General features: G+C 52.6%; 18 protein-coding genes and 1 pseudogene. 13 read left to right on the top strand and 6 right to left on the bottom strand.

All coding sequences use genetic code 11. The annotated features are described in order from the left end of the window. Window positions 1-131: 131 nt before the first annotated feature. Entirely contained in the window at window positions 132-2,045 is a 1,914-nt protein-coding gene (gene mtlA, locus SBG_RS17000; protein WP_000093296.1) for a PTS mannitol transporter subunit IICBA, read from the bottom strand. Between the two features lie 519 nt (window positions 2,046-2,564). Here mtlA and SBG_RS16995 point away from each other — a divergent pair. Further along, a pseudogene (locus SBG_RS16995) lies at window positions 2,565-2,936 on the top strand (HlyD family secretion protein); the annotation flags it as partial. A gap of 42 nt (window positions 2,937-2,978) precedes the next feature. Here SBG_RS16995 and SBG_RS16990 read toward each other — a convergent pair. Beyond that, window positions 2,979-4,187 carry an anaerobic sulfatase maturase gene (locus SBG_RS16990; protein WP_001189517.1) on the bottom strand — a complete coding sequence of 403 codons (1,209 nt, stop codon included), beginning with the start codon at window positions 4,185-4,187 and terminating at the stop codon, window positions 2,979-2,981. Between the two features lie 156 nt (window positions 4,188-4,343). On the opposite strand from SBG_RS16990, the gene SBG_RS16985 reads away from it, so the two are divergent. The 10 genes from SBG_RS16985 to yiaY all read left to right on the top strand — a co-directional run bounded on the left by SBG_RS16985 (window position 4,344) and on the right by yiaY (window position 15,427). Further along, complete coding sequence (locus SBG_RS16985; protein ID WP_000088635.1) at window positions 4,344-5,882, top strand: PTS transporter subunit EIIC; 1,539 nt, start codon at window positions 4,344-4,346, stop codon at window positions 5,880-5,882. Between the two features lie 13 nt (window positions 5,883-5,895). Beyond that, on the top strand, window positions 5,896-7,623 hold the full coding sequence (locus SBG_RS16980; RefSeq protein WP_015703053.1) for a sulfatase: 1,728 nt from the start codon (window positions 5,896-5,898) through the stop codon (window positions 7,621-7,623). 9 nt (window positions 7,624-7,632) lie between these two features. Beyond that, window positions 7,633-8,496: an aldose epimerase family protein gene (locus tag SBG_RS16975; RefSeq protein ID WP_000454650.1), complete on the top strand. Its 864-nt coding sequence runs from the start codon at window positions 7,633-7,635 to the stop codon at window positions 8,494-8,496. Window positions 8,497-8,541: 45 nt separating this feature from the next. Further along, window positions 8,542-9,423, top strand: a complete 882-nt coding sequence (locus SBG_RS16970) for a MurR/RpiR family transcriptional regulator (RefSeq protein WP_000115715.1) — start codon at window positions 8,542-8,544, stop codon at window positions 9,421-9,423. Next, a complete protein-coding gene (locus SBG_RS16965; protein WP_000056964.1) occupies window positions 9,407-9,787 on the top strand; it encodes a YidH family protein in 381 nt (126 codons plus the stop codon). The genes SBG_RS16970 and SBG_RS16965 overlap by 17 nt, the downstream gene beginning before the upstream one ends. Further along, window positions 9,778-10,071, top strand: a complete 294-nt coding sequence (locus SBG_RS16960) for a DUF202 domain-containing protein (protein WP_000522068.1) — start codon at window positions 9,778-9,780, stop codon at window positions 10,069-10,071. Before SBG_RS16965 ends, SBG_RS16960 begins: the two co-directional genes overlap by 10 nt. A 76-nt stretch (window positions 10,072-10,147) precedes the next feature. After that, window positions 10,148-10,756: a glutathione S-transferase gene (locus SBG_RS16955; RefSeq protein WP_000766692.1), complete on the top strand. Its 609-nt coding sequence runs from the start codon at window positions 10,148-10,150 to the stop codon at window positions 10,754-10,756. A 96-nt stretch (window positions 10,757-10,852) separates the two neighbouring features. After that, window positions 10,853-12,244 carry an L-seryl-tRNA(Sec) selenium transferase gene (gene selA / locus SBG_RS16950; RefSeq protein ID WP_000206288.1) on the top strand — a complete coding sequence of 464 codons (1,392 nt, stop codon included), beginning with the start codon at window positions 10,853-10,855 and terminating at the stop codon, window positions 12,242-12,244. Then, entirely contained in the window at window positions 12,241-14,088 is a 1,848-nt protein-coding gene (gene selB, locus SBG_RS16945; protein ID WP_000582408.1) for a selenocysteine-specific translation elongation factor, read from the top strand. The genes selA and selB overlap by 4 nt, the downstream gene beginning before the upstream one ends. Window positions 14,089-14,275: 187 nt before the next feature. Then, window positions 14,276-15,427: an L-threonine dehydrogenase gene (yiaY, locus tag SBG_RS16940; protein ID WP_000741488.1), complete on the top strand. Its 1,152-nt coding sequence runs from the start codon at window positions 14,276-14,278 to the stop codon at window positions 15,425-15,427. Window positions 15,428-15,516: 89 nt separating this feature from the next. Here yiaY and SBG_RS16935 read toward each other — a convergent pair whose 3' ends face one another. After that, window positions 15,517-16,398: an ROK family protein gene (locus tag SBG_RS16935; protein WP_001188278.1), complete on the bottom strand. Its 882-nt coding sequence runs from the start codon at window positions 16,396-16,398 to the stop codon at window positions 15,517-15,519. Between the two features lie 168 nt (window positions 16,399-16,566). Between SBG_RS16935 and aldB the strand changes: the two genes are divergently transcribed. Further along, complete coding sequence (gene aldB / locus SBG_RS16930) at window positions 16,567-18,105, top strand: aldehyde dehydrogenase AldB (RefSeq protein WP_000183982.1); 1,539 nt, start codon at window positions 16,567-16,569, stop codon at window positions 18,103-18,105. Window positions 18,106-18,148: 43 nt separating this feature from the next. Here aldB and SBG_RS16925 read toward each other — a convergent pair whose 3' ends face one another. Beyond that, window positions 18,149-18,463, bottom strand: a complete 315-nt coding sequence (locus tag SBG_RS16925) for a hypothetical protein (protein WP_015703051.1) — start codon at window positions 18,461-18,463, stop codon at window positions 18,149-18,151. Window positions 18,464-18,781: 318 nt separating this feature from the next. Between SBG_RS16925 and SBG_RS16920 the strand changes: the two genes are divergently transcribed. Next, a complete protein-coding gene (locus tag SBG_RS16920; protein ID WP_001078826.1) occupies window positions 18,782-19,255 on the top strand; it encodes a 4Fe-4S dicluster domain-containing protein in 474 nt (157 codons plus the stop codon). 9 nt (window positions 19,256-19,264) lie between these two features. On the opposite strand, the gene avtA is transcribed toward SBG_RS16920, so the two are convergent. Together avtA and SBG_RS16910 are read right to left on the bottom strand one after the other, a co-directional pair. Next, complete coding sequence (avtA, locus tag SBG_RS16915) at window positions 19,265-20,515, bottom strand: valine--pyruvate transaminase (RefSeq protein WP_000144392.1); 1,251 nt, start codon at window positions 20,513-20,515, stop codon at window positions 19,265-19,267. A gap of 173 nt (window positions 20,516-20,688) precedes the next feature. Beyond that, complete coding sequence (locus SBG_RS16910; RefSeq protein ID WP_000761328.1) at window positions 20,689-22,716, bottom strand: alpha-amylase; 2,028 nt, start codon at window positions 22,714-22,716, stop codon at window positions 20,689-20,691. Between the last annotated feature and the right edge of the window lie 174 nt (window positions 22,717-22,890).

The raw sequence follows: 22,890 nt of genomic DNA, 5'->3' as shown, positions 1-22,890 counted from the left end.
GGTGAGGCCTTTCCCTCAACCTAACCCTCTCCCTTGCGGGAGAGGAAACCTTACACCATAGACCCGGTAAGCATAGCGCCCCCGGGACATTGCCGGATAGCGGCGTAAACGCCTTATCCGGCCTGGGGGACTTACTTACGACCTGCCAGCAGTTCCAGCACTTCATCAACGCTGGTGGTGTGCGCCAGACGTTCGATAACGGATTCGTCATCCAGTGCGTTGGTCAGGCTGGTAATGACCTGAATGTGCTCATTATTACGAGCGGCGATACCAATCACCAGACGCGCAATATCATCCTCTTCTTCACCGAAACGTACACCTTCCGGATACTGACAGAACACCACGCCGGTCTTCAGTACGCGATCTTTTGCTTCTACCGTACCGTGCGGCACCGCGATGGATTCACCCAGATAGGTCGGGGTCAGTTTTTCACGGTCCAGCATCGCTTCAACATATTCTGGCTCAACGTAGCCGCCTTTCACCAGTTGCTCACCGGCAAAGCGAATGGCTTCTTCTTTGGTGGCGGCTTTACGTCCCAGGAAGATGTTTTCCGCGCCCAGTTTGAACAGGTTGTTATCGCTTTCGTCGAAGCTATCTTTCAGGCTATCACGTACTTTTACTTCGTTATCGGTGTGGCGCTGTGCAGCAACCAGACGTTCAGTCAGGCTGGTGTACAGGCCGCTATCCAGGAAGTTGGTCAGCGAAATATGCTGCGCTTGCGGTACCTGGCGCATCGCGCGTTCAGTCAGGTCACGGTGGGTGATGACCAGATCCACATCCGGCGGCAGGTTGTTAATAGCGCTGTTGGTGACCGAGATTTGGCTCAGACCCGCATCCTGTACTTTCTTACGTAGCACCCCTGCGCCCATGGCGCTGGAACCCATACCGGCATCACAGGCGACAATGATTTTACGTACATGGCTGAGGTCGTTGGTGACATCGCCAGTCGCCAGCGCAGAAGCGCCTTTGGATTCCGCTTTCATGTCCTGCATACGACGGGTAGCCGCTTCAATATCGTCTTCTTCTTTCACTTTGCTGGTTTTCAGCAGGATGGAAGAGACCACAAAGGAAACCGCCATTGCCGCGACAATTGCCGCGATATTCGCGAAGTAAGCGCCTTTCGGCGTCATCGCCAGTACGGCCAGGATAGAGCCAGGAGAAGCCGGAGAGACCAGACCGCCGTTCAGGATGGTCAGAGTAAATACGCCAGTCATACCGCCGAGAATCACCGCCAGAATCAGACGCGGATTCATCAACACATATGGGAAGTAAATTTCGTGGATACCGCCCAGGAAGTGGATAATTGCCGCGCCGCCTGCAGATTGTTTGGCGCTGCCGCGACCGAAGAACATGTACGCCAGCAGAACACCCATCCCTGGCCCCGGGTTCGCTTCAATCAGAAAGAAGATGGATTTACCCATTTCATGGGATTGCTGGATACCCAGTGGCGAGAAAATACCGTGGTTAATGGCGTTATTGAGGAACAGGATTTTCGCCGGTTCAACAAAAATGGACGCCAGCGGCAGCATATCGTGCGCCACCATGAAGTTAACGCCTGCGGCCAGAAGTTTGGAAAGAACTTCAACCGCCGGGCCAATGCCGAGGAACGCCAGCATGGCGAGGATCATACCGATAATGCCAGCGGAGAAGTTGTTCACCAGCATCTCAAAACCGGACTTGATCTTACCGTCTACCCAACTGTCGAATTTCTTAATGCAGTAGCCGCCCAACGGGCCGGCGATCATCGAGCCGAGGAACATTGGCATGTCTGCGCCGACGATAACGCCCATGGTGGTGATTGCACCCACCACGCCGCCGCGCTCGCCGCCTACCAGGCGGCCGCCGGTATAACCGATCAGCAGCGGCAGTAGATAGGTGATCATCGGGCCGACCAGCTTCGCCAGCGTTTCGTTAGGCAACCACCCTGTTGGAATAAATAATGCGGTGATAATACCCCACGCGATAAACGCGCCGATATTTGGCATCACCATATTGCTGAGGAATCGACCAAAGCTTTGCACTTTGATCTTAATATCGGATGACATAAAAACACCCCTTCTTATGTTGCTGTCGCGCAGGCTGAAAAAGCCCGAGGTTTTGTTAATGTAGCGGCAGAGGTTAGCCGGACCCTGTAGTGTAGATACTGCGCAATCTGTCACTGAATCGTTCAACTGTCCAGACAGGGATAATTTGTGTGATTTAGATCGCACAAATATAGGGGGTAGAGAGGTAATTGATGTGACCACCATCACAATAATGTTGTACAAAATACCGCCACATGGCGAAAACCGGTGTTAAATGACGATTTTTTGTGAATTACATCACGTTTTATTTTTAAGGCTTTGTTGAGTTTTTGTGATGTTAATCACAAGATATTTTCCGGGCGTGACCAGTGAATGAGATCCAGGGCAGGCTCTTCCCTCAGGATTTTCTGAAGCGTGATAGTGTGCTTTTTTTGGCTAAAAATAATTATGGGGTGTTATGGCGAAAATGCACATTGCCGCCTATGTTCAACATCTCAGCCCATCCAGTCGGTGGCTGCCTGCATAGCAAACTTTTAGTAGCGTGAACGGCAAATCGTCGCCCAGTTCCGGCAAAATTCGCTGTTAAGATTGCAATCCGGCGATGAGGCGTCAGTGGTAGTTAACGCCCTACGAGGGTAGATATTTCGTGGCAAGCTGGCCAGCATCTTGCCTGTGGTGCCTGGAGAATCTTACCAGGCGCAGAGCGTATTACAGTCGCTGACGGTGCTTCCCGGTACCGACGGCGTGCTGGTCACGATTGCGCTTGATCCTCACGCCGATGTGGATGCGCTACCGGACGGTATTTATGCCCAGATTGCCGTCTATTCAGACCATTTTGCGCATGTTTCCGTGATGCGCAAAGTCCTGCTACGTATGACTGGTTGGATGCACTACTTCTATTTATATCATTGATTATTATGCATAATTGTACCGGGAGATCTCCTCCCGGCGTGGCTATTTTAAATAATCAGCTGCAATATCCATGATGGCGGCAGGCGGTTGTTGACGTTGGATTTGCGCCGCCATGAATTGCATATAAGGAGCCATATGGCTGAATATTGCTTTATAACCTTCACATAAATGGTTATGCCAGCGATCTCCCGCAGGGTGGATACGATGTTTTGGGCAACCGCCATGGCAGGTGAAGCGCCATTCGCAGCGATCACACTCGGCGGCAACCAGCGCTTTCGCCAGACCAAATTTGCGCTGCTGCTTGCTGTTGACCATCTTTGCTAAATCATCACGGCGTAGGTTTCCCAGACGATGCTCAGGGTAAACGTAGTGATCGCAACTGTAGACATCGCCATTTTGTTCAACGACCAGGCCAAAGCCGCAGGTTGACTGCATGACGCAGAGCGACGGTTTTTCTCCCAGCCAGGCAGCCAGCGCGCTGTCAAAAAGCTGCACATACACGCGACCTACATCTTTGCGTACCCATTCATTGAATACGCCAATGATAAACTGGCCCCACTGTACGCCGGAAACGGACCATGGCGTCACCGCGCGTTGCGCTAAAGATTGTGGGTATAACAGCTCTCCGTACTTTTCAGTCAGAGGTAACTGCTCAACCGCCGGGATAAATTGAATGAACGTGGCGGCAAGCTCTTCAGTGAGAAATTTATAAATATCAATGGGATGTTCAGCGGTAACATTATTCACCACACACAGCATGTTCACTTCAACACGGTGTTTATTCAGTATCTTTATCGCATTAACCACCTTCTCAAAGACTGATTGCTGGCTGCGTGTTTTGCGGTATCTGTCATGCAGAAAAGCCGGTCCATCAATAGAGACGCCGACCAGAAAATGATGGTCTGCCAGGAAGGCCGCCCAGGCTTCATCAATCAATACGCCATTGGTTTGGATACTGTTACGGATCGTTTTTCCTGCAGCAAACCGTTGCTGTAGATCAATGACCTGCCTGAAGAAGTCCAGTCCTGCCAGAGTCGGTTCGCCGCCTTGCCAGGTAAATTCAATGTCATTACCCGGATGCGCCGCAATGTACTGTCGGATGTATTGCTCCAGCGTTTTTGCATCCATATGCCGTTGTGGTCGTGGCGGCTTGAGCGTGCCATGTTCCTTACCAAGATAAAAGCAGTAATCACAGGCGATATTGCACTGATAACTAACGGGTTTTGCCATCAGGTGAAAAGGGCGTTGCATACAACTCTCCGTTACGGTGCCAGAAAATATTTGGTGACGCATATCACTATTTGGGCGTCTCTCGTTGACAAAACGAGCAAATGATCGGAACAATAATTTCATTAAATCACGATAACAATGAAATTAAAACTTCATTTGCCACTATCAGGGATTCGTATGAGCAGGTTATTTTCTGGAGCACAGAATCTGGGTAAGTCGTTTATGTTGCCGATCGCCATCCTCCCCGCTGCAGGGCTGTTACTGGGATTTGGCGGTGTGTTTACCAACCCTATTACGGTTTCGACCTACCCCTTTTTAAACAACGAGATAATCCAGGCGATTTTTACCATTATGCGCCTGTGTGGCAGCGTAGTTTTTGACAATTTGTCGCTATTGTTCTCGGTAGGTATCGCCGTTGGTTTGGCGCGTAGTGATAAAGGCACCGCCGGGCTGGCTGCCGTTCTGAGTTTTCTGGTGATGAATAAGGCAATTAATGCGTTATTGCTTTTGACCGGCACACTGGCCAGCGAGAATTTGACCGCAGCGGGACAAGCCAGCGTGTTGGGCATCACTACCCTTCAAACCGGCGTTCTGGGTGGGGTGATGTGTGGTTTACTCACCTCATGGGTACATGGACGGTATGGTAAAACTCAGTTGCCGAATATGCTGGCCTTTTTTAGCGGCTCACGTTTTGTGCCTATCATGACCTCATTTTTCGCCATTTTTCTTGGCATTGTCTTGTTTTGGGTATGGCCGCATATTCAGGCTGGCATTTCTCACCTCGGCATTCTGGTCGAAAGTACCGGTTATCTCGGTACGCTGATCTACGGCATGATACTTAAGTGCCTGATTCCACTAGGTCTTCATCATCTCTTCTATATGCCTTTTTGGCTAACCAGCGTCGGGGGCGAATTGATGGTTAATGGTCACATGGTGGAAGGGACGCAAAAAATCTTCTTCGCCCAACTGGCCGACCCTTCGGTTACGCAGTATTACATCGGTGTTTCGCGCTTTATGGCCGGGCGCTTTGCCGACTTTATGTTTGGTCTGCCGGGGGCAGCATTAGCCATCTATCATTGCGCAAAACCAGAGAATAAAAGAAAAGTTGCCAGCCTGATGCTTTCTGCCGCATTAACCGCATTCGTCACCGGTATTACCGAGCCGCTGGAGTTCGCGTTTATGTTCTGCGCACCGTTGCTGTATGGAGTACATATCGTTTTGACCGGCTTCGCGTTTATGTTCTCGCATATGCTCGAAATTACCGTTGGACAGACCTTCTCTGGCGGGCTGGTTGATTTCCTGCTCTTCGGCGTACTGCAAGGCAACGCCAAAACAAACTGGATCATGCTGATCCCTCTGGGCGTAGTCATGTTCTGCGTTTACTACTTTACGTTCCGTTTTCTGATCCAGTGGCGACAATTAAAAACGCCGGGTCGGGAAGATGAGCCTGAAGAGATTGTCGCCGCTGAGATGGATGCTAACTCGCGCGCTGCAGGTATCGTTGAAGCGTTAGGCGGTCGCGACAATATTGCGGACGTTGACTGTTGTGCAACTCGCTTACGTATCACGGTGAATATGCCGGAGAAAGTTAATCTGGAACGCTTCAAGCAGTTGGGCAGTAAAGGTGCCTTTATTCGCGGCCAGGGGGTACAGGTCGTGTATGGACCACATGTCACGCTGATTAAAAACGAAGTTGAAGAGTTTATCGGTTCATAAAGAGAGATGTCTTATGAAAGCAGTAATGTTGATGTTCGATACCCTGACGCGTAATCATCTGGCCCCCTATGGCGGCGATGCGATCACCCCTAACTTTACGCGCCTGGCTCAGGAGTCTGCGCAGTTCGACAATTTTTATGTTGGTAGTATGCCCTGCATGCCAGCCCGCCGTGAACTGCATACGGGACGTTACAACTTTCTGCATCGTAGTTGGGGGCCGCTGGAGCCGTTTGACTTTTCCGCGATGCAGGCGCTGCGTCAGCATGGCGTGCATACCCACATGGTGACTGACCATAAGCACTACTGGCGAGATGGCGGAGCAACTTACCACACGCGCTATTCCACTTTTGAATTTATTCGTGGTCAGGAAGGCGACTGCTGGAAAGGCCAGGTAGAGAAACCGGTGATTCGCTGGCAGGGCAATGAAGATGAAGAGACGCTCCGCCGCCGCGCCGGGCGCATGACCCAGGATCTGATCAATCGCGCGGCCATGCCAACTCAACAGGAACATTTTACCCATCGTACGATAAGCGCCGGGATGGCGTTTCTTGAAACCAACTGTGAGCAGGATAACTGGTTTTTGCAGATGGAATGTTTTGATCCCCACGAGCCCTTTTTTGTGCCGGAAAAATACCTCACGCAATATGGCTGTAAGCCGGAGGACTTTGACGGTTGGGTTCCCTATTACTGCGGTGCGCCAGGCGGAAAGGAGGATGAAAAGGCCCGCAAATTCTATCAAGCCTTGATCACCATGTGTGATGATTATCTTGGCCAGGTGATGGATAAGCTTAAAGCGCTCAATTTGTGGGATGACACGCTATTCATTGTCTGCACCGACCACGGTTTTTTACTGGGGGAGCATCAATGGTGGGGTAAAAACATCATGCCGGTGTATAACGAGATTGCCAATACGCCATTTTTCATCCGTGATCCGCGAAGCAATACAGGCGGTGTCCGACGCCAGGCGCTGGCACAAACCGTGGATATCCCCGCCACATTGCTGGAATATTTTGAGGTACCCAGACCGGCAACCATGACCGGACGACCGCTTCGTCCCACCATCGAAAATGATGAGCCGATACGGGATTATGCGTTGTTTGGTTATTTCGGTGGGCATATCAACATTACCGACGGCGAGTACGTTTATATGCGATGCCCGCGTGAACAGAATAAAGCGAATCTGTATGAATACACGCTGATGCCAACGCGCATTGATAGTCCGTTCAAAATTGATGAGCTGAAGGATATTCGTATTCACCCCGGCTTTGATTTCACCCAGGGGGCACAGGTGATGCAAATAGCCGCGACCTTTGGCTATCTCAATCCGTGGCGGTTTGGCGATAAATTGTTCAACCTTAAGAACGATCCCAAACAAGATCATCCGCTGAATGATGAAGCGTTATCTCATCGCTATGCCAGCGCCATTATCCCGCTGATGCAGCAGCATGATGCGCCGCCGGAGCTGTATACGCGTTTTGAACTGGATCCGCTTTCTCCAGAGCGTGATGCGGCTTTCGCCTGTCGCCAGAAGCAAAAATGTAACGGCTATGAATGTACGCATCCCGGCGTGGCTGAAGCTTTGTCTTTTCTGATACGCAATAGCGCGACGGATGAACTCCCGCTAAGCCATGATAAACCGGTTGAGGAGGCAGATATTTATTGCCTTATCGATACCTTATTCAGTGGTGATAAGCATCGCGCGATGATTTATCAGACACGTTTGTTATTACGTATTGCCTGAGGCACCGATATGGAATGGTGTTTAGAAAATGCCCGCTTACAGATGAGAGTCAAAGACATCGGCGCGGAGCTGACTCTGGTCTGGGACAAACATCACCAGCGCCACTGGATGTGGCAACCTCAACCCGGTATATGGAATAACTCGGCGACGCAGTTATTTCCGGTGGTGGGACAGTTGATTCACGGCGGGTTATGGCAGGGTGCACACTTTTTTCCGCTTTCCGCACATGGTTTTCTTCGCCAACAACGGTTTCATTGTCTGGGGCATGATGCTACGCACCTGCGCCTTGAGGCCAGTGATAATCATGTCACGCGAGAGGTATGGCCTTTCAAGTGGCGTATTCAGATTGACTGGACCCTGGATGAAGAGGGGCTGAATGTGGTCTGGACGGTGAGCAACGAGGACAACCAGTCGTGGGGGTACTCGTTGGGCTGGCATCCGGGGTTTGCGCTGTCGGTTGCCAGCGAACCAGGCTGGCAGGTGCGGTTCAACACGCCTTGTCGGGGGCCGTTTCCTGCCGTGAATCGAACGCTGGCACTCCCGGAAAAGCCAGTGGTAACGACGGTATACAACCTCCAGCCTCACACATTTGCTGAAGGGGCTATCTATTTTGCGCCGGGTGAGGGGAGTCAATGTGTGGTGGTTTCACCTAAGGGAAATGCGCAGATAGTGTTTGCTGCCAGCTCACCGTGGCTGGCATTGTGGAGTGTCCCCGGCGTAGATTTACTCTGCGTTGAGGCGTTAGCCGGTACGACCGACGATCCGCAGTTTGATGGGCAGGTTGCGCAGAAACGCGGTTTCCAGTGGTTGCATTCTGGGGCACAACATCGCCATTGGGTCTCTGTCAGGTTCCCGGCAGACACCGGGCAATAAGCGGGATAAACTACCTGACTTATCTCGCGGTCAGGAGAGCCCGTAATGAGTGTAAACAAAGAAAACGTGCGCGTATATCTTGCCAATATTCTCGGTAGCCTGGGGGAGACCGATGCAAAAATTGCCGGTTATATCCTGCAACAGCCGGGACTTGTGGTGCAGTTCCCGGTTAAAAAATTGGCGCAGGAAATTGGCGTCAGCGAGGCGACTATCGTGCGTTTTTGCAAAAAGGTTGGCTACGGTGGATTGCTTAATCTGAAGGCGGATCTGAAGCGGGAGTTGCTGGCGGAAAATGATTTATCGTTACCCTCTTCTCCGGACATTTTCCTTGATGATTCGCGTAATGATGTGGCGCAGAAGATTGTTTTGACGATTGAAACATCGGCTAAAGAAACCCTCGGAATGCTGGATATGAAAATCGTCAAGCCGGTGGTGGAACGGTTTCTTTCTGCCCGGCGGGTGATGTTTGTGGGATTTGGCGCGTCAGGGCTGGCTGCGCTTGAGGCCCGTGACAAAATGAATCGCCTGGGCATTGATTCAGAAGCGTTCACCGACCGCTTCACCATGACATTGAAACTCGCCAACCTGAAGAGCGATGACCTGGTGGTGGCATTTTCACACTCTGGTGAGACGCCGGAAGTGGTCAATGCGTTTCGTCTCGCGAAAAAAAAGGGGGCCTATACGCTGGCGATTACGCACAGCCCCCATTCACTGCTTACCGAGCTTGCCAGCTCATTCTGGCTGACCAGCGGCGAAGCAGGCCCCATGCAGGGCGATTCTATCTCTACGCGTATTTCACAGCTTTTTATTATTGAGTTCTTATGTACCGAGATTACGCGCCACAATTTACGCGATAGCGGTATGACCGGATTATCGATTAAAGAAATATTGATGAAAGAAAGGATTAAACGTGAGTCTTCAGGATAATGACTTTGCTCCTAAACCTGCGGGTAAATGGTGGCTGGTAGGTAAAAAACCCGATTATCGGTTCACCCTTGCCAACGAACGTACTTTTTTAGCATGGATTCGCACGGCGCTGGCATTGATGGCAGGCGCGGTCGGTGTTGATCAATTTTCTCCACAGCTTTCTTCTCCTTTTTTAAGGCACTCTCTGGCGTTATGTCTTGTCGCTGCCGGGGCGGTACTTGGTGGTCTGGCGTGGCGTCGCTGGCGACATAACGAGTATGCAATGCGACTTGAGCGGCAGTTATATTACAGTCTTTTTATCTGCGCTTTATCTCTGTTTCTTATCTTCATTGCGCTATTACTTGGGGTCATGCTGTGGGGTTAGAAGCGCACAACATCCGCGATCCCGGTTTACAACCTGAACGTACCGAACTGTCCTGGCGACGTACTGCGTTTTCGATGCTGGTTCCCGCTTTATTGGCTCTGCGCGGCTGGTTTTATTACGGGGAATGGCCTTATGCAGCAGCGGGGCTCTTATTGCTCAGTTGCGCACTCCTTATCCTGGTAGATCAACGCTGTAAAAATCAGCTATACGTCTCATTCTCTGTCGTTGGCAGCAGTCTGGCGTTGGGATTGCTCTTCATTTTCCGCCTTTTTATTGTCGGCTGAGCCATACTTGCTGAAGACCCTTACCCACCCGCTGGGAGGGATTCGCTTAATTTTTGGTTGGCAAAAAGGAAACGGCATGAAACTCATTGGTAGCTACACCAGCCCTTTTGTGCGCAAAATCTCGGTTATGTTGCTGGAAAAGGGTATCACCTTCGAATTTGTTAACGAACTTCCCTACGAGGCGGATAACGGCGTTGCGCAATACAATCCGCTGGGTAAAGTGCCTGCGCTGGTGACCGAGAAAGGGGAGTGCTGGTTCGATTCGCCGATCATCGCGGAATATATTGAACTGCTGGATATCGCGCCGGCCATGCTCCCGCGTGATCCGCTGGCCGCGCTTAAAGTTCGCCAGCTTGAAGCGCTGGCAGACGGCATTATGGATGCCGCGTTGGTCTCTGTACGCGAACAGGCGCGTCCGGCGGCGCAGCAATCGGAAACGGAACTGCTGCGCCAGCGGGAAAAAATCAACCGCAGCCTGGATACGCTCGAAGGTTATCTGACCGACGGGACGCTAAAAACGGATACGGTGAACCTGGCGACTATCGCGATTGCCTGTGCGGTAGGCTATCTCAACTTCCGGCGGGTCGCGCCGGGCTGGTGCGTTGGTCGCCCCCACCTGGTCAAACTGGTCGAAACACTTTTTCAACGCGAAAGCTTTGCCCGCACTGAAGCGCCGAAGGCTTGACGCGAATTATGTCCGCCTGAGCAAACTCACGTTACAATCCCCCATGTCAATATCCCTCTCCAGAGCGGAGAGGGTCACCAACAGCCAGGCATTTTCATGACAACCGAAACGCGTACACTCTATAGCCAGCTTCCTGCTATCGATCGCTTATTGCACGATAGCGCCTTCCTTTCTCTGCGCGATCAGTATGGCCATACCCAGGTGGTTGAGCTGCTTCGAGGGATGCTCAACGACGCGCGCGACGTCATACGGAATACGCAGACCCTTCCCGGCTGGTGCACAGACTGGGCGCGAGAGGCGACCTTGCGGCTGGAGAAAACAACGCAAAGCGCTCTGCGTCCGGTCATTAACCTGACGGGTACGATACTGCACACCAATCTTGGGCGTGCATTGCAGGCGGAAGAGGCGATCGATGCCGTGACGCAGGCGATGCGCTCGCCGGTGACGCTGGAATATGATCTTGACGGTGCCGGGCGTGGTCATCGGGATCGCGCGCTGGCAGAATTACTATGCCGTATCACTGGGGCAGAAGATGCCTGCATCGTCAATAATAATGCGGCAGCGGTATTGCTGATGCTGGCGGCAACCGCCAGCGGCAAAGAGGTGGTGGTTTCCCGCGGTGAACTGGTGGAGATCGGCGGCGCGTTTCGTATTCCTGATGTGATGCGTCAGGCTGGCTGCACGCTGCATGAAGTGGGCACCACCAACCGGACGCACGCGAAGGATTATCGTCAGGCGGTAAATGAAAATACCGCTCTGTTGATGAAAGTGCATACCAGTAATTACAGTATTGAAGGCTTTACCAAAACGGTTGAGGAAGCGGAGTTAGCGGAAATCGGGCGGGAACTGGATATCCCGGTAGTCGCGGATCTGGGCAGCGGTTCGCTGGTGGATTTAAGTCAGTATGGTTTACCCAAAGAGCCCATGCCGCAACAATTAATTGCCGCAGGCGTCAGCCTGGTGAGTTTTTCTGGTGACAAGTTATTAGGCGGGCCACAGGCCGGGATCATTGTCGGTAAAAAAGAGATGATTGCCCACCTGCAAAACCATCCGCTGAAACGCGCGCTGCGCGCGGATAAAATGACGCTGGCGGCACTGGAGGCGACGCTACGTTTGTATCTGCATCCAGAAGTGTTGACGGAAAAACTGCCGACGCTACGCCAGTTAACCCGTCGCGAAGCGTCAATTCAGACGCAGGCGCAGCGGTTACAGGCGCGACTGACGGAACGTTATGGCGCTGAATTTTCGCTGGAAGTGAAGCCTTGTCTGTCACAAATTGGCAGTGGTTCGTTACCGGTAGATCGCCTCCCCAGCGCCGCGATAACCTTTACCCCGCATGACGGGCGCGGTAGCCGCCTTGAGGCGCTGGCGGCCCACTGGCGTGCGCTGCCTGTACCGGTCATTGGCCGAATTTATGATGGCCGTTTATGGCTGGATATGCGCTGTCTTGAAGACGAGAGCCGGTTTATGGAGATGATGCTGAAATGATTATTGCAACTGCCGGACACGTAGACCACGGTAAAACGACGTTGCTACAGGCAATTACTGGCGTCAATGCCGACCGCTTGCCGGAAGAAAAAAAACGTGGCATGACCATCGATCTTGGCTATGCCTACTGGCCGCAGCCGGATGGACGCGTGCTGGGGTTCATTGACGTACCGGGACACGAAAAATTTCTCTCCAACATGCTGGCGGGCGTCGGCGGGATTGACCATGCGCTGCTGGTGGTGGCCTGCGATGATGGCGTGATGGCGCAAACGCGCGAGCATTTACAGATCCTGCAACTCACGGGTAATCCGCAGCTCACTGTCGCATTGACCAAAGCCGATCGGGTGGACGAGGCGCGTATCAATACGGTACGTGAAGAGGTACTGGCAACGCTCGATAACTATGGTTTTGCCAATGCTGTTGTCGTTGTCACTGCTGCCAATGAAGGACGCGGTATTGAAGCACTTCGCGCTCATTTACAGCAACTTCCTGCACGTTTGCATGCTGAGCAGCATCGCTTTCGTCTGGCTATCGACCGTGCATTTACGGTAAAAGGGGCGGGGCTGGTGGTGACCGGTACGGCGCTGAGCGGTGAGGTGAAGGTAGGTGATACGCTGTGGTTAACCGGAGTAAATAAACCGATGCGGGTGCGTAGCCTACACGCACAAAATCAGCCCACCGACCATGCGCACGCCGGGCAACGTATTGCGCTCAATATTGCTGGTGATGCTGAAAAAGAGCAGCTTAACCGCGGCGACTGGCTGCTTTCTGATGCGCCACCGGAGGCCGCAACGCGCGTTATTGTCTCGCTGGAGGAGCACACTCCACTCAGCCAGTGGCAGCCGCTGCATATTCACCATGCCGCCCGTCACGTCACCGGACGCGTCTCGTTACTGGAAGGCTCGCTGGCGGAACTGGTGTTTGATAGTCCACTATGGGTTACGGATAACGACAGGCTGGTGCTGCGTGATATTTCTGCGCGCGCCACCCTTGCCGGCGCGCGCGTGGTGACGCTCAACGCGCCGCGTCGCGGTAAACGTAAGCCAGACTATTTGCGGTGGCTTTCAACGCTTGCCGCCGCGCAGGATGATGGCGCGGCGCTGGCCATCCATCTTGAGCGTGGCGCGGTCAGTCTGGCGGATTTCGGCTGGGCGCGCCAGCTCAATGCCCTCGGAATGCATCAGTTTATTGAACAACATGGTTTTATCCAGGCCGGAGACAGTCTGTTAAGTGCGCCAGTCGCTGCACGCTGGCAGCGTAAAATTCTCGACACGCTGGCGACCTATCATGAACAGCACCGCGATGAACCAGGGCCGGGACGCGAGCGTTTACGTCGTATGGCCTTGCCGATGGAAGATGAAGCGCTGGTGCTGATGTTAATTGAGCAGATGCGTGACGATGGCCTGATTCACAGCCATCATGGCTGGTTGCACCTGCCGGATCATAAAGCGGGATTTAGTGTTGAGCAGCAGGCTGTCTGGCAAAATGTCGAGCCACTGTTTGGCGATGAGCCCTGGTGGGTACGCGATCTGGCGAAAGAGACCGGGACGGAGGAACAATTGATGCGACTGGTGCTGCGGCAGGCGGCACAGCAAGGCATCATCACCGCGATCGTAAAAGATCGGTATTACCGTAACGATCGGATTGTTGCTTTCGCCAATATGATCCGCGAACTGGATCAAGAGAGAGGATCGACCTGCGCGGCGGATTTTCGCGACAGACTTAATGTAGGACGGAAATTGGCTATTCAAATCCTTGAATATTTCGACCGGATTGGATTTACGCGCCGCCGGGGAAATGACCATCTCTTACGCGATGCGTTATTATTTCCCGAAAAGGAATGACATCTTTAATTTAAATAAGAAATGAATCAATACAATTATTGAGTTGATTTATAAAAAGCACATCAGGAAATGAACCTAATGTGCTTTTTACTTTTCTGGGATCTTAAAATAGCAATCGCGATCATATTTTGAAGATAATTTCGCTCGTATTCTTTGCGCCTTATTTCTGGTAATTAAGGACAATACGATGGCAGCTTCCACATTTTTTATTCCTTCCGTGAATGTAATTGGTGCTGATTCATTAAAAGACGCAATGAATATGATGGCGGAATATGGTTTTCGCCGTACATTAATTGTCACGGATGCCGTGCTGACAAAATTAGGGATGGCAGGTGATATTCAGAAAGCGCTACAGGAACGTGATATTTTTAGCGTGATTTATGATGGTACGCAGCCTAATCCCACTACCGGTAACGTGGCGGCTGGATTGAAGCTCCTGAAAGAAAATGGTTGCGACAGCGTTATTTCGCTGGGCGGCGGTTCCCCACATGATTGTGCAAAAGGTATCGCGTTGGTCGCGGCGAACGGCGGCGATATTCGCGACTATGAAGGGGTTGACCGCTCCGCTAAACCGCAGTTACCGATGATTGCGATAAACACGACTGCGGGTACCGCGTCTGAAATGACCCGTTTTTGTATTATCACTGACGAAGAGCGCCATATTAAAATGGCTATTGTCGATAAACACGTTACGCCGTTGCTCTCTGTCAACGACTCCTCGTTAATGGTAGGAATGCCGAAGTCGCTAACGGCGGCAACGGGTATGGATGCGTTAACCCACGCGATCGAAGCCTATGTTTCCGTTGCGGCAACGCCAATTACTGATGCCTGTGCGCTAAAAGCGGTAACGATGATTGCGGAAAACCTGATCGTGGCGGTTGAAGAGGGGAGTAATGTCCAGGCGCGTGAAGCGATGGCTTATGCTCAGTTCCTGGCGGGAATGGCGTTTAACAATGCCTCGCTGGGCTACGTTCATGCGATGGCACACCAGCTCGGCGGTTTCTACAATCTACCGCATGGCGTATGTAACGCGGTTCTGCTGCCGCACGTGCAGGTGTTCAACAGCCAGGTGGCGGCGGCTCGTTTGCGTGATTGCGCAGCGGCGATGGGGGTCGATGTGTCAGGCATGAGCGAGGCGGAGGGCGCGCAGGCGTGCGTCGCAGCCATTCGCCAACTATCGCAGAAAGTCAACATTCCGGCAGGACTGCGCGAGCTAAACGTGAAAGAAGAGGATATCCCGGTTCTGGCGACGAATGCCCTGAAAGATGCCTGTGGTCTGACGAATCCGATTCAGGCGACTCACGACGAGATTATGGAAATTTATCGCGCAGCAATGTAATGCGATTGCCCGGTGACGCTGCCGCTTACCGGGCCTGTATATACGCTGTAGGCCAGATAAGGCGTAGGCCGCCATCTGGCATAATAACGTTAGCTTCGGTCGAGCTTCTGTTGCGCCAGCCAGACGGCGCCCAGTCTGCCTGCCTGATTGCCCAGTTGGCAGGGTTGAATCGGCACCTGTAACGCCTCCCACATTTCAAACGTCTCAAGATGCCGCGCCAGTAATGGATAGAGTTTTTCCTGCTCGCTTATTCCTCCGCCAATCAGCACCACGCCAGGATCAAACATTGAGATCACGCTGTAGACACCGCGTGAAAGATAACGCGCCCAGTCATTAACCGCTTCGCGTAGATGAACATCGGTGGCCATTCGTTCGAAGATCACATCCGCAGGCGGCATTTCTTCGGCAGGCAGCGCCAGCGCCTGGCGGCAAGATTCCATTAATCCGCTGGTTGACGCAATTTTATGCATACTCTCGCCGTTATTCCCCACTGGCATGACGCCGAATTCACCAGCGTGGAAATGTGCGCCACGATACAGTTCCCGCCCGACGATAATACCGCCGCCAATGCCCGTTCCGATGGTAATACAGACCAGATTTTCATAATGTTGCCCGGCACCTCGCCACATTTCGCCCAGCGCCGCGCAGTTGGCGTCGTTCTCCACAACCAGCGGCAGATCGGTCAGGCCGCTGAATAATTCCATCAGGTTGACGTTATCCAGATATGCCAGCGCGCCCGCTTTCGCCGCATGACCATTATGGGGATTAATATGGCCCGGAAAGCTGACGCCGATCGCCGCAATGTCATAGTCCTGTTGGCAACGCGCCACCACCTCTTGCCATTTGCGGGTAAATGTCGAGGCATCCTCTGGCGTATCGAATTGATGATGGGTTAATTCTTCGCCGTCACTGTTAATCACGCCATACTTGACGTGAGTTCCTCCCACATCAATACCGATATATTGCTGCATAGTGTTCTCCGTACGTTAAACAGGCACCTGTTTAGTATGGCTAAAACCAGACGGAGAAACGTAAAGGAAAGTAATTCGTGATTGCTGTCGTAAAGCGGGAAACCATTGGCGAAAAATTCACCAGTACCGTCTACCCTTGTGGAGTACCTTTACAATAAGGAGTTGGTCATGACGAACAATCCCCCTTCAACACGTATTCATCCAGGTGAATATGGGTACCCACTGAAGTTAAAAGCCCGCTATGACAACTTTATCGGCGGTGACTGGGTTGCGCCCGCCGGGGGCGAATATTATCAAAACCTGACGCCAGTGACCGGCCAGCCGCTGTGTGAAGTCGCCTCTTCCAGTAAAAAAGATATCGATTTGGCGCTCGACGCCGCGCATAAGGCGAAAGATAAATGGGCGCATACGTCGGTGCAGGATCGCGCCGCTATCTTGTTTAAGATTGCTGATCGAATGGAGCAAAACCTCGAATTGTTGGCAACTGCGGAAACCTGGGATAACGGTAAACCGATTCGTGAAACCAGCGCCGCCGACGTGCCGCTGGCGATCGATCATTTCCGCTATTTTGCCTCCTGTATACGTGCCCAGGAGGGTGGGATCAGCGAGGTTGATAGTGAAACCGTGGCCTACCATTTTCATGAACCACTTGGTGTCGTAGGACAGATAATCCCATGGAACTTTCCGCTGTTAATGGCCAGTTGGAAAATGGCGCCGGCGCTGGCTGCTGGCAACTGCGTGGTGCTTAAGCCAGCACGCCTGACGCCGCTTTCCGTTCTGCTGTTAATGGAAGTCATTGGCGATTTGCTACCGCCGGGCGTCGTTAACGTGGTGAACGGCGCGGGCGGTGAGATTGGCGAATATCTGGCGACCTCGAAGCGTATCGCAAAAGTGGCGTTTACCGGTTCGACAGAAGTTGGCCAACAGATCATGCAGTACGCCACCCAGAATATTATTCCGGTCACGCTGGAGTTAGGAGGCAAATCGCCAAATATCTTCTTTGCTGACGTTATGGATGAAGAAGATGCGTTCTTTGATAAAGCGCTGGAGGGATTTGCCCTGTTTGCCTTTAACCAGGGTGAAGTATGTACCTGCCCAAGCCGCGCGCTGGTACAGGAATCCATCTATGAACGCTTTATGGAACGGGCTATTCGCCGGGTAGAGAGCATCCGCAGTGGGAACCCGCTAGATAGTGGGACGCAAATGGGCGCTCAGGTCTCCCACGGGCAGCTTGAAACTATCCTTAATTATATCGATATCGGTAAAAAAGAGGGGGCTGATATTCTGACCGGCGGACGACGCAAGGAACTGGAGGGTGAGCTTAAAGAGGGCTATTACCTCGAACCCACCATCCTGTCTGGTAAGAACAATATGCGCGTTTTCCAGGAGGAGATTTTTGGCCCGGTACTGGCGGTAACCACTTTTAAAACCATGGAAGAGGCGCTGGAAATCGCCAACGATACGCAGTATGGCCTCGGTGCGGGCGTCTGGAGTCGTAACGGCAGCCTGGCCTACAAAATGGGCCGGGGAATTCAGGCTGGCCGTGTGTGGACCAACTGTTATCACGCCTATCCGGCACATGCGGCGTTCGGTGGATATAAACAGTCCGGTATCGGTCGTGAAACCCATAAAATGATGCTGGAGCATTATCAGCAGACCAAATGTCTGTTAGTCAGCTATTCCGATAAGCCGCTGGGGCTGTTTTAAAGAAGAATGCTCCTGCCGGGCAGAAGCGCCCGACAGGAGGAACTTAATCTAACACTTTAACCTGCAAGGGGCGAAAACGGCTGTAGATCCATAAACCTAAGCAGGCGATTGACCCCAGAAACACGGTCATCAGTACGCTAACGAACAAGCCGCTGAATAGCGCGGTGGGCAAGGCGAGTAAACCGTGAATCGTTTGATTGTTCCATTTCACCATGTCATAGCCAAAAATGCCCATTACACCGCAAATGAAACTAAAGCCCACCATAGGGATCCCAAAGCCAATCAACATTAACCGGTAGATGATACATGCTTTTACTCGCTTAACCTCGACCTGCGGTTTATCGTCCGTGTTGTTCATTGTCGCCTCTTTCATGAAAGATCATTAATCAGGAGGTACATTACCCCTATTTTTACCTTTAGAGAAATGCTGTTGGGTGATTTCCGCTGAACACTCTCCGGCAGGTCGTTACCACTCGTTAACCCAGACTGCCCAGTTAAACCACGGGATAAACGTCAGCGACAGGCGGGAAGTGGCGTATTGTCGTACAGACGCCCACCACCTGGAAGCGCCAGGTTTTATCAGGCATCTGACAAAATTTGTCCGTTTCCGTAGTGGGATCAAAGCGTCGGGGAATTGCTCTCTGGCATTCTGACGTTTTAACGCAGGGGGAGAACAATGAACCGGTTTATTATGGCGGATGCGTCGGTGTGTATTGGGTGTCGTACCTGCGAGGTCGCTTGCGTAGTGTCGCATCAGGAACAGCAGAATAGCGCGGCGGTGACGGCGGCGGGCTTTATTCCACGTATCCGGGTGATAAAAGAAAATCGCTTCACCACGGCGACGGCTTGTCATCAGTGTGAAGACGCGCCATGCGCGAATGTGTGCCCGGTGCAGGCTATTCACCGTGACCGGGGACATATCTTTGTGGAACAGGCGCGCTGTATCGGGTGTAAAAGCTGTATGCTGGTTTGTCCGTTTGGCGCGATGACGGTGGTGGCGTCCGCGTCAGGCGTGCAGGCGATTAAGTGCGATCTTTGCTGGCATCGGGAAGCGGGGCCGGCATGTGTACAAGCCTGCCCAACCCGGGCGTTGCAGTGCGTTGATGCCCCATACGTGCAGCGTCAACGTCTCCATGCTCAACCGATCTGAATACGGCTCTTAGCCTTCACGCCAGGCGCGTTCTATCTCTTCTGCCAGAATTTTTACGCCCGCTTCAATTTTGTCCGGTTCAGGTACGTAGTTCATTCGCATACACTGGTGGGTGTGCGGCCAGGGTTTATCCAGCCCGGGAAAGAAGTAATGACCCGGCACCATCAACACGCCGCGTGCTTTTAAGCGCTGATAGAGCAGCTCGGTCGTAATCGGCAGGTCTTTAAACCACAGCCACAAAAATATTGCGCCCTCTGGTTTATGAATCAGGCAGCGTTCTTCAGACAAGTAGCGGCGAATGATCGCGATCGTTTGTTGAACGCGCTGATAGTAGAAAGGTTTGATCACCGTTTCTGACAGGCGCAGCAGGTCGTTGCGTTTAATCATCTCACACATCATGGCCGGGCCTATTCCCCCGGGTGCCAGGCTGATAATACCGTTCATGTTGGCAATGGCGGTAATCGTTTTAACATTGGCGATAATAATGCCGCAGCGGGAGCCGGGCAGCCCCAGCTTCGAGAGGCTCATGCACAGGATGATATTCGGGTTCCACAGCGGGCGAGCCTCGCTAAAGATAATTCCCGGAAATGGCACGCCATACGCATTATCAATCACCAGTGGAATGTTGTGCTGATTCGCCAGCCTGTCCAGCTTCATCAGCTCTTCGTCGGTGATGACGTTACCGGTCGGGTTGGTCGGGCGCGAGACGCAAATCATCCCCGTCTCTTCGCCGATGTGCAGATGCTCAAAATCAACATGATACTTAAACTGACCTTCTGGCAGCAGCTCAATATTGGGGCGCGCCGAGACGAAAAGATCGTCTTCCAGACCGGAGTCCGCATAGCCGATGTATTCCGGCGCGAGCGGGAAGAGTACCTTTTTCGTACTGCCGTCGGCGCGGCGTCCGGCGAAGAGATTAAACAAGTAGAAAAACGCGCTCTGACTGCCATTTGTCAGCGCAATATTCTGTGGTTCGATCTCCCATCCCAGCGTTTCACGCAGTAGCGCAGCCAGTGCTGTCAGTAGCGCCGTTTTTCCCTGTGGACCGTCATAATTGCAAAGCGCATCAGCGGCTTTGCCGCTTTCTACCATCTCTGTCAGTAGCGTCTGGAAATAATCCTGCATGGCAGGGATATGCGCCGGGTTGCCGCCGCCTAGCATGATGGCGCCTGGCGTGCGTAAACCGTCGTTGAGATCCTCCATCAGGCGGGTAATGCCCGAATGGCGGGTAAATTTGTCGCCGAAAAGTGAAAATGTCATAGCGGGTGATCTATCGAAGCGTCTGTCAAAGTGGATAACCATAACGCTACAAATGGCGGGGCGCAAATAGGAGGAGGGCGGTGGTGTTGATGTTTTATGCTACCTATTTCTCTAAAGGTGGTTTTTTATTTTGATGGGATAACCGGCACGCGACGGTGCCGGTTACTACAACGTTACCGGCGGCCCGCCCAGACGACCATCACGGTATCATCGCCATACTGGCGTACAAAGCCGTACCCCTGTTTTAGCGTGAGCGTAGTTTGCTGACCTGCGCCGACGGCGGGATGTCTGGCGCGGAACTGGCTAATACGCTGCCAGTGAGCGACAGTCATGGCCGATTTTCCGCTCACGTCCTGCCAGTTCATATCTGAACGGGTGCCTTGCAGCGGGTCGGAGCCGGTAGGACCGAGGGGGCGAGCGGATTCATCACCGTAAAAAATCTGTACCGCGCCCGGCGACAGCAGTAGCAGTTCCGCCGTGTTATCACCGCCCTCGCGGAAAAGCCGCGTATCATGTGAAGATAGGTAACTTAATACGTTGAAATCCTGGAGCTTATCCGCCATTTGCTGCCAGACCGGTCCCATCTCCGCCAGGCAATCGACGGCTTTCGCCGCCTGCTCCTGATAATCAAAATTGATCATGGCGTCGAAACCATAGCGATAATAATCGCTTTTCATGACGCCGTGGCCCCATGCTTCGCCGGTCATCCAGAAGGGGGCATCGTCGAGTGCTTTCACCGGGTTGGCTTTTTTCCAGTCGGCCAGCGCGGCGCTGGCCTGGGTTTTAAGCTGTTGCCAGGCGGGTAACTCAACGTGTTTCGCCGTATCGACCCGAAAGCCGTCGATGCCGTAGTCACGCACCCACTGGCTGAGCCAGTGGGTCAGATAATCGCGTGGCGTATAATTTGCGATGGCTTTGGCGCGAGTATCTGGCTTGTTTTGATAAAACACTGGCAGGCCAGAGGGCACGGTAGATTCTGTTTTCAGATCGGGCAAAAACGCCAGTGACATGGTCAGATCGTCAAATCCCGAATTGTCGTAATCGCCAATATCGGTACGGATCCACTTTTTACCCCACCATTTTTCCCAGGCAGCATTATCGCTGAAATTGATGTAATCATTAAAACTGTGCCAGCTTTGCCCGGCAGCAGGGCGCCAGTTCGTCCAGCGATTGCCGAGGATTTTTTGCCGTTCCGTATCCGAGAGATAGAGCGCGCCAAATTGGTACTCTTGCATATCTGCCAGCGTGGCATAACCGGTGTGATTCATTACTACATCAAACAGAATGCGAATGCCGCGCTGGTGCGCGCCGTCGACCAGAGCGCGGAGATCGGCTTCGCTACCCATATTAGCATCCAGCGTCGTCCAGTCCTGAGTGTAATAACCGTGATAGGCGTAATGCGGAAAATCGCCTTTTGTCCCGCCGCCGACCCAGCCGTGGATCTGTTCAAATGGCGCGCTTATCCATAAGGCATTCACGCCTAATTGCTGTAAATAGTCCAGTTTACCTGTGAGTCCGCGTAAATCACCTCCGTGGAAAGTGCCAATCTCCTGCATACCATCTTTGTGGCGGCCATAGCTGTGATCGTTGGTCGGATCACCGTTGCGAAAGCGATCCGTAAGCACAAAGTAGACGGTGGCGTTATGCCAGTTAAAAGGCGCTGACACGTGGGTTTCCGCACGTTCAAGCAATAAGAGCCCATGGCTGTCGGCAGGCTGCAGCGTGATTTGCCCGTTTTGTACGGTATCGGTTTGACCGCTGTAATAATCACGTACTACGGTCCCTTCCGCAAAAGTTTGGCTAACGTCCAGCGTGAGCGGCAAACCGTCCCAGGCGGGGCACTGGCGGGCAAGCTGCGTTGTGCGTTCTGGTGCCGTTTTTATCGATAGTAACAGGGTTGGCGTGCCGGAGCGGGTATCTACCGTTAGCGTATAGTCGCCGTCTTTAAACAGACGCCATTGCGGCGGCGTGCCTTCACAAGGCTTTAACGACAACATCTGGTTGAGTTTGATGGCGTCGGCGGGCTGCCAGCACTGTTGGTTAATATGCAGCGTTAAAGCACGTGTACCTTTGGTTAACGTGGCCTGACTGGTAAAGCGGCCTGCTTCCTGCGCCGAGAACGCAGGAAAGCCTGGCGAGGTCCATGATGAGGCGATTGTGATACCGGGTATCAGCGTCAGAGCGAAGGCAGCTAGTTTCATCACGCTATCCTTGGTGGGCAAGATTCAGCAGTTTGCCTGCTTTTCAGGGGAATAAACTCCTCCCAAACCGGGTGGCGTGCAGGAGGAGATGCGAGGGTGAGCGACGAGGCGCAAAAAATGTGTCTGTTTGTGATAAGTACCACATTTAATTGGCATTACTTCCTTTAGTTATCG

This window comes from Salmonella bongori NCTC 12419 (assembly GCF_000252995.1).
GTDB lineage: Bacteria > Pseudomonadota > Gammaproteobacteria > Enterobacterales > Enterobacteriaceae > Salmonella > Salmonella bongori.
This window is presented reverse-complemented; position numbering and strand designations above follow the sequence as displayed.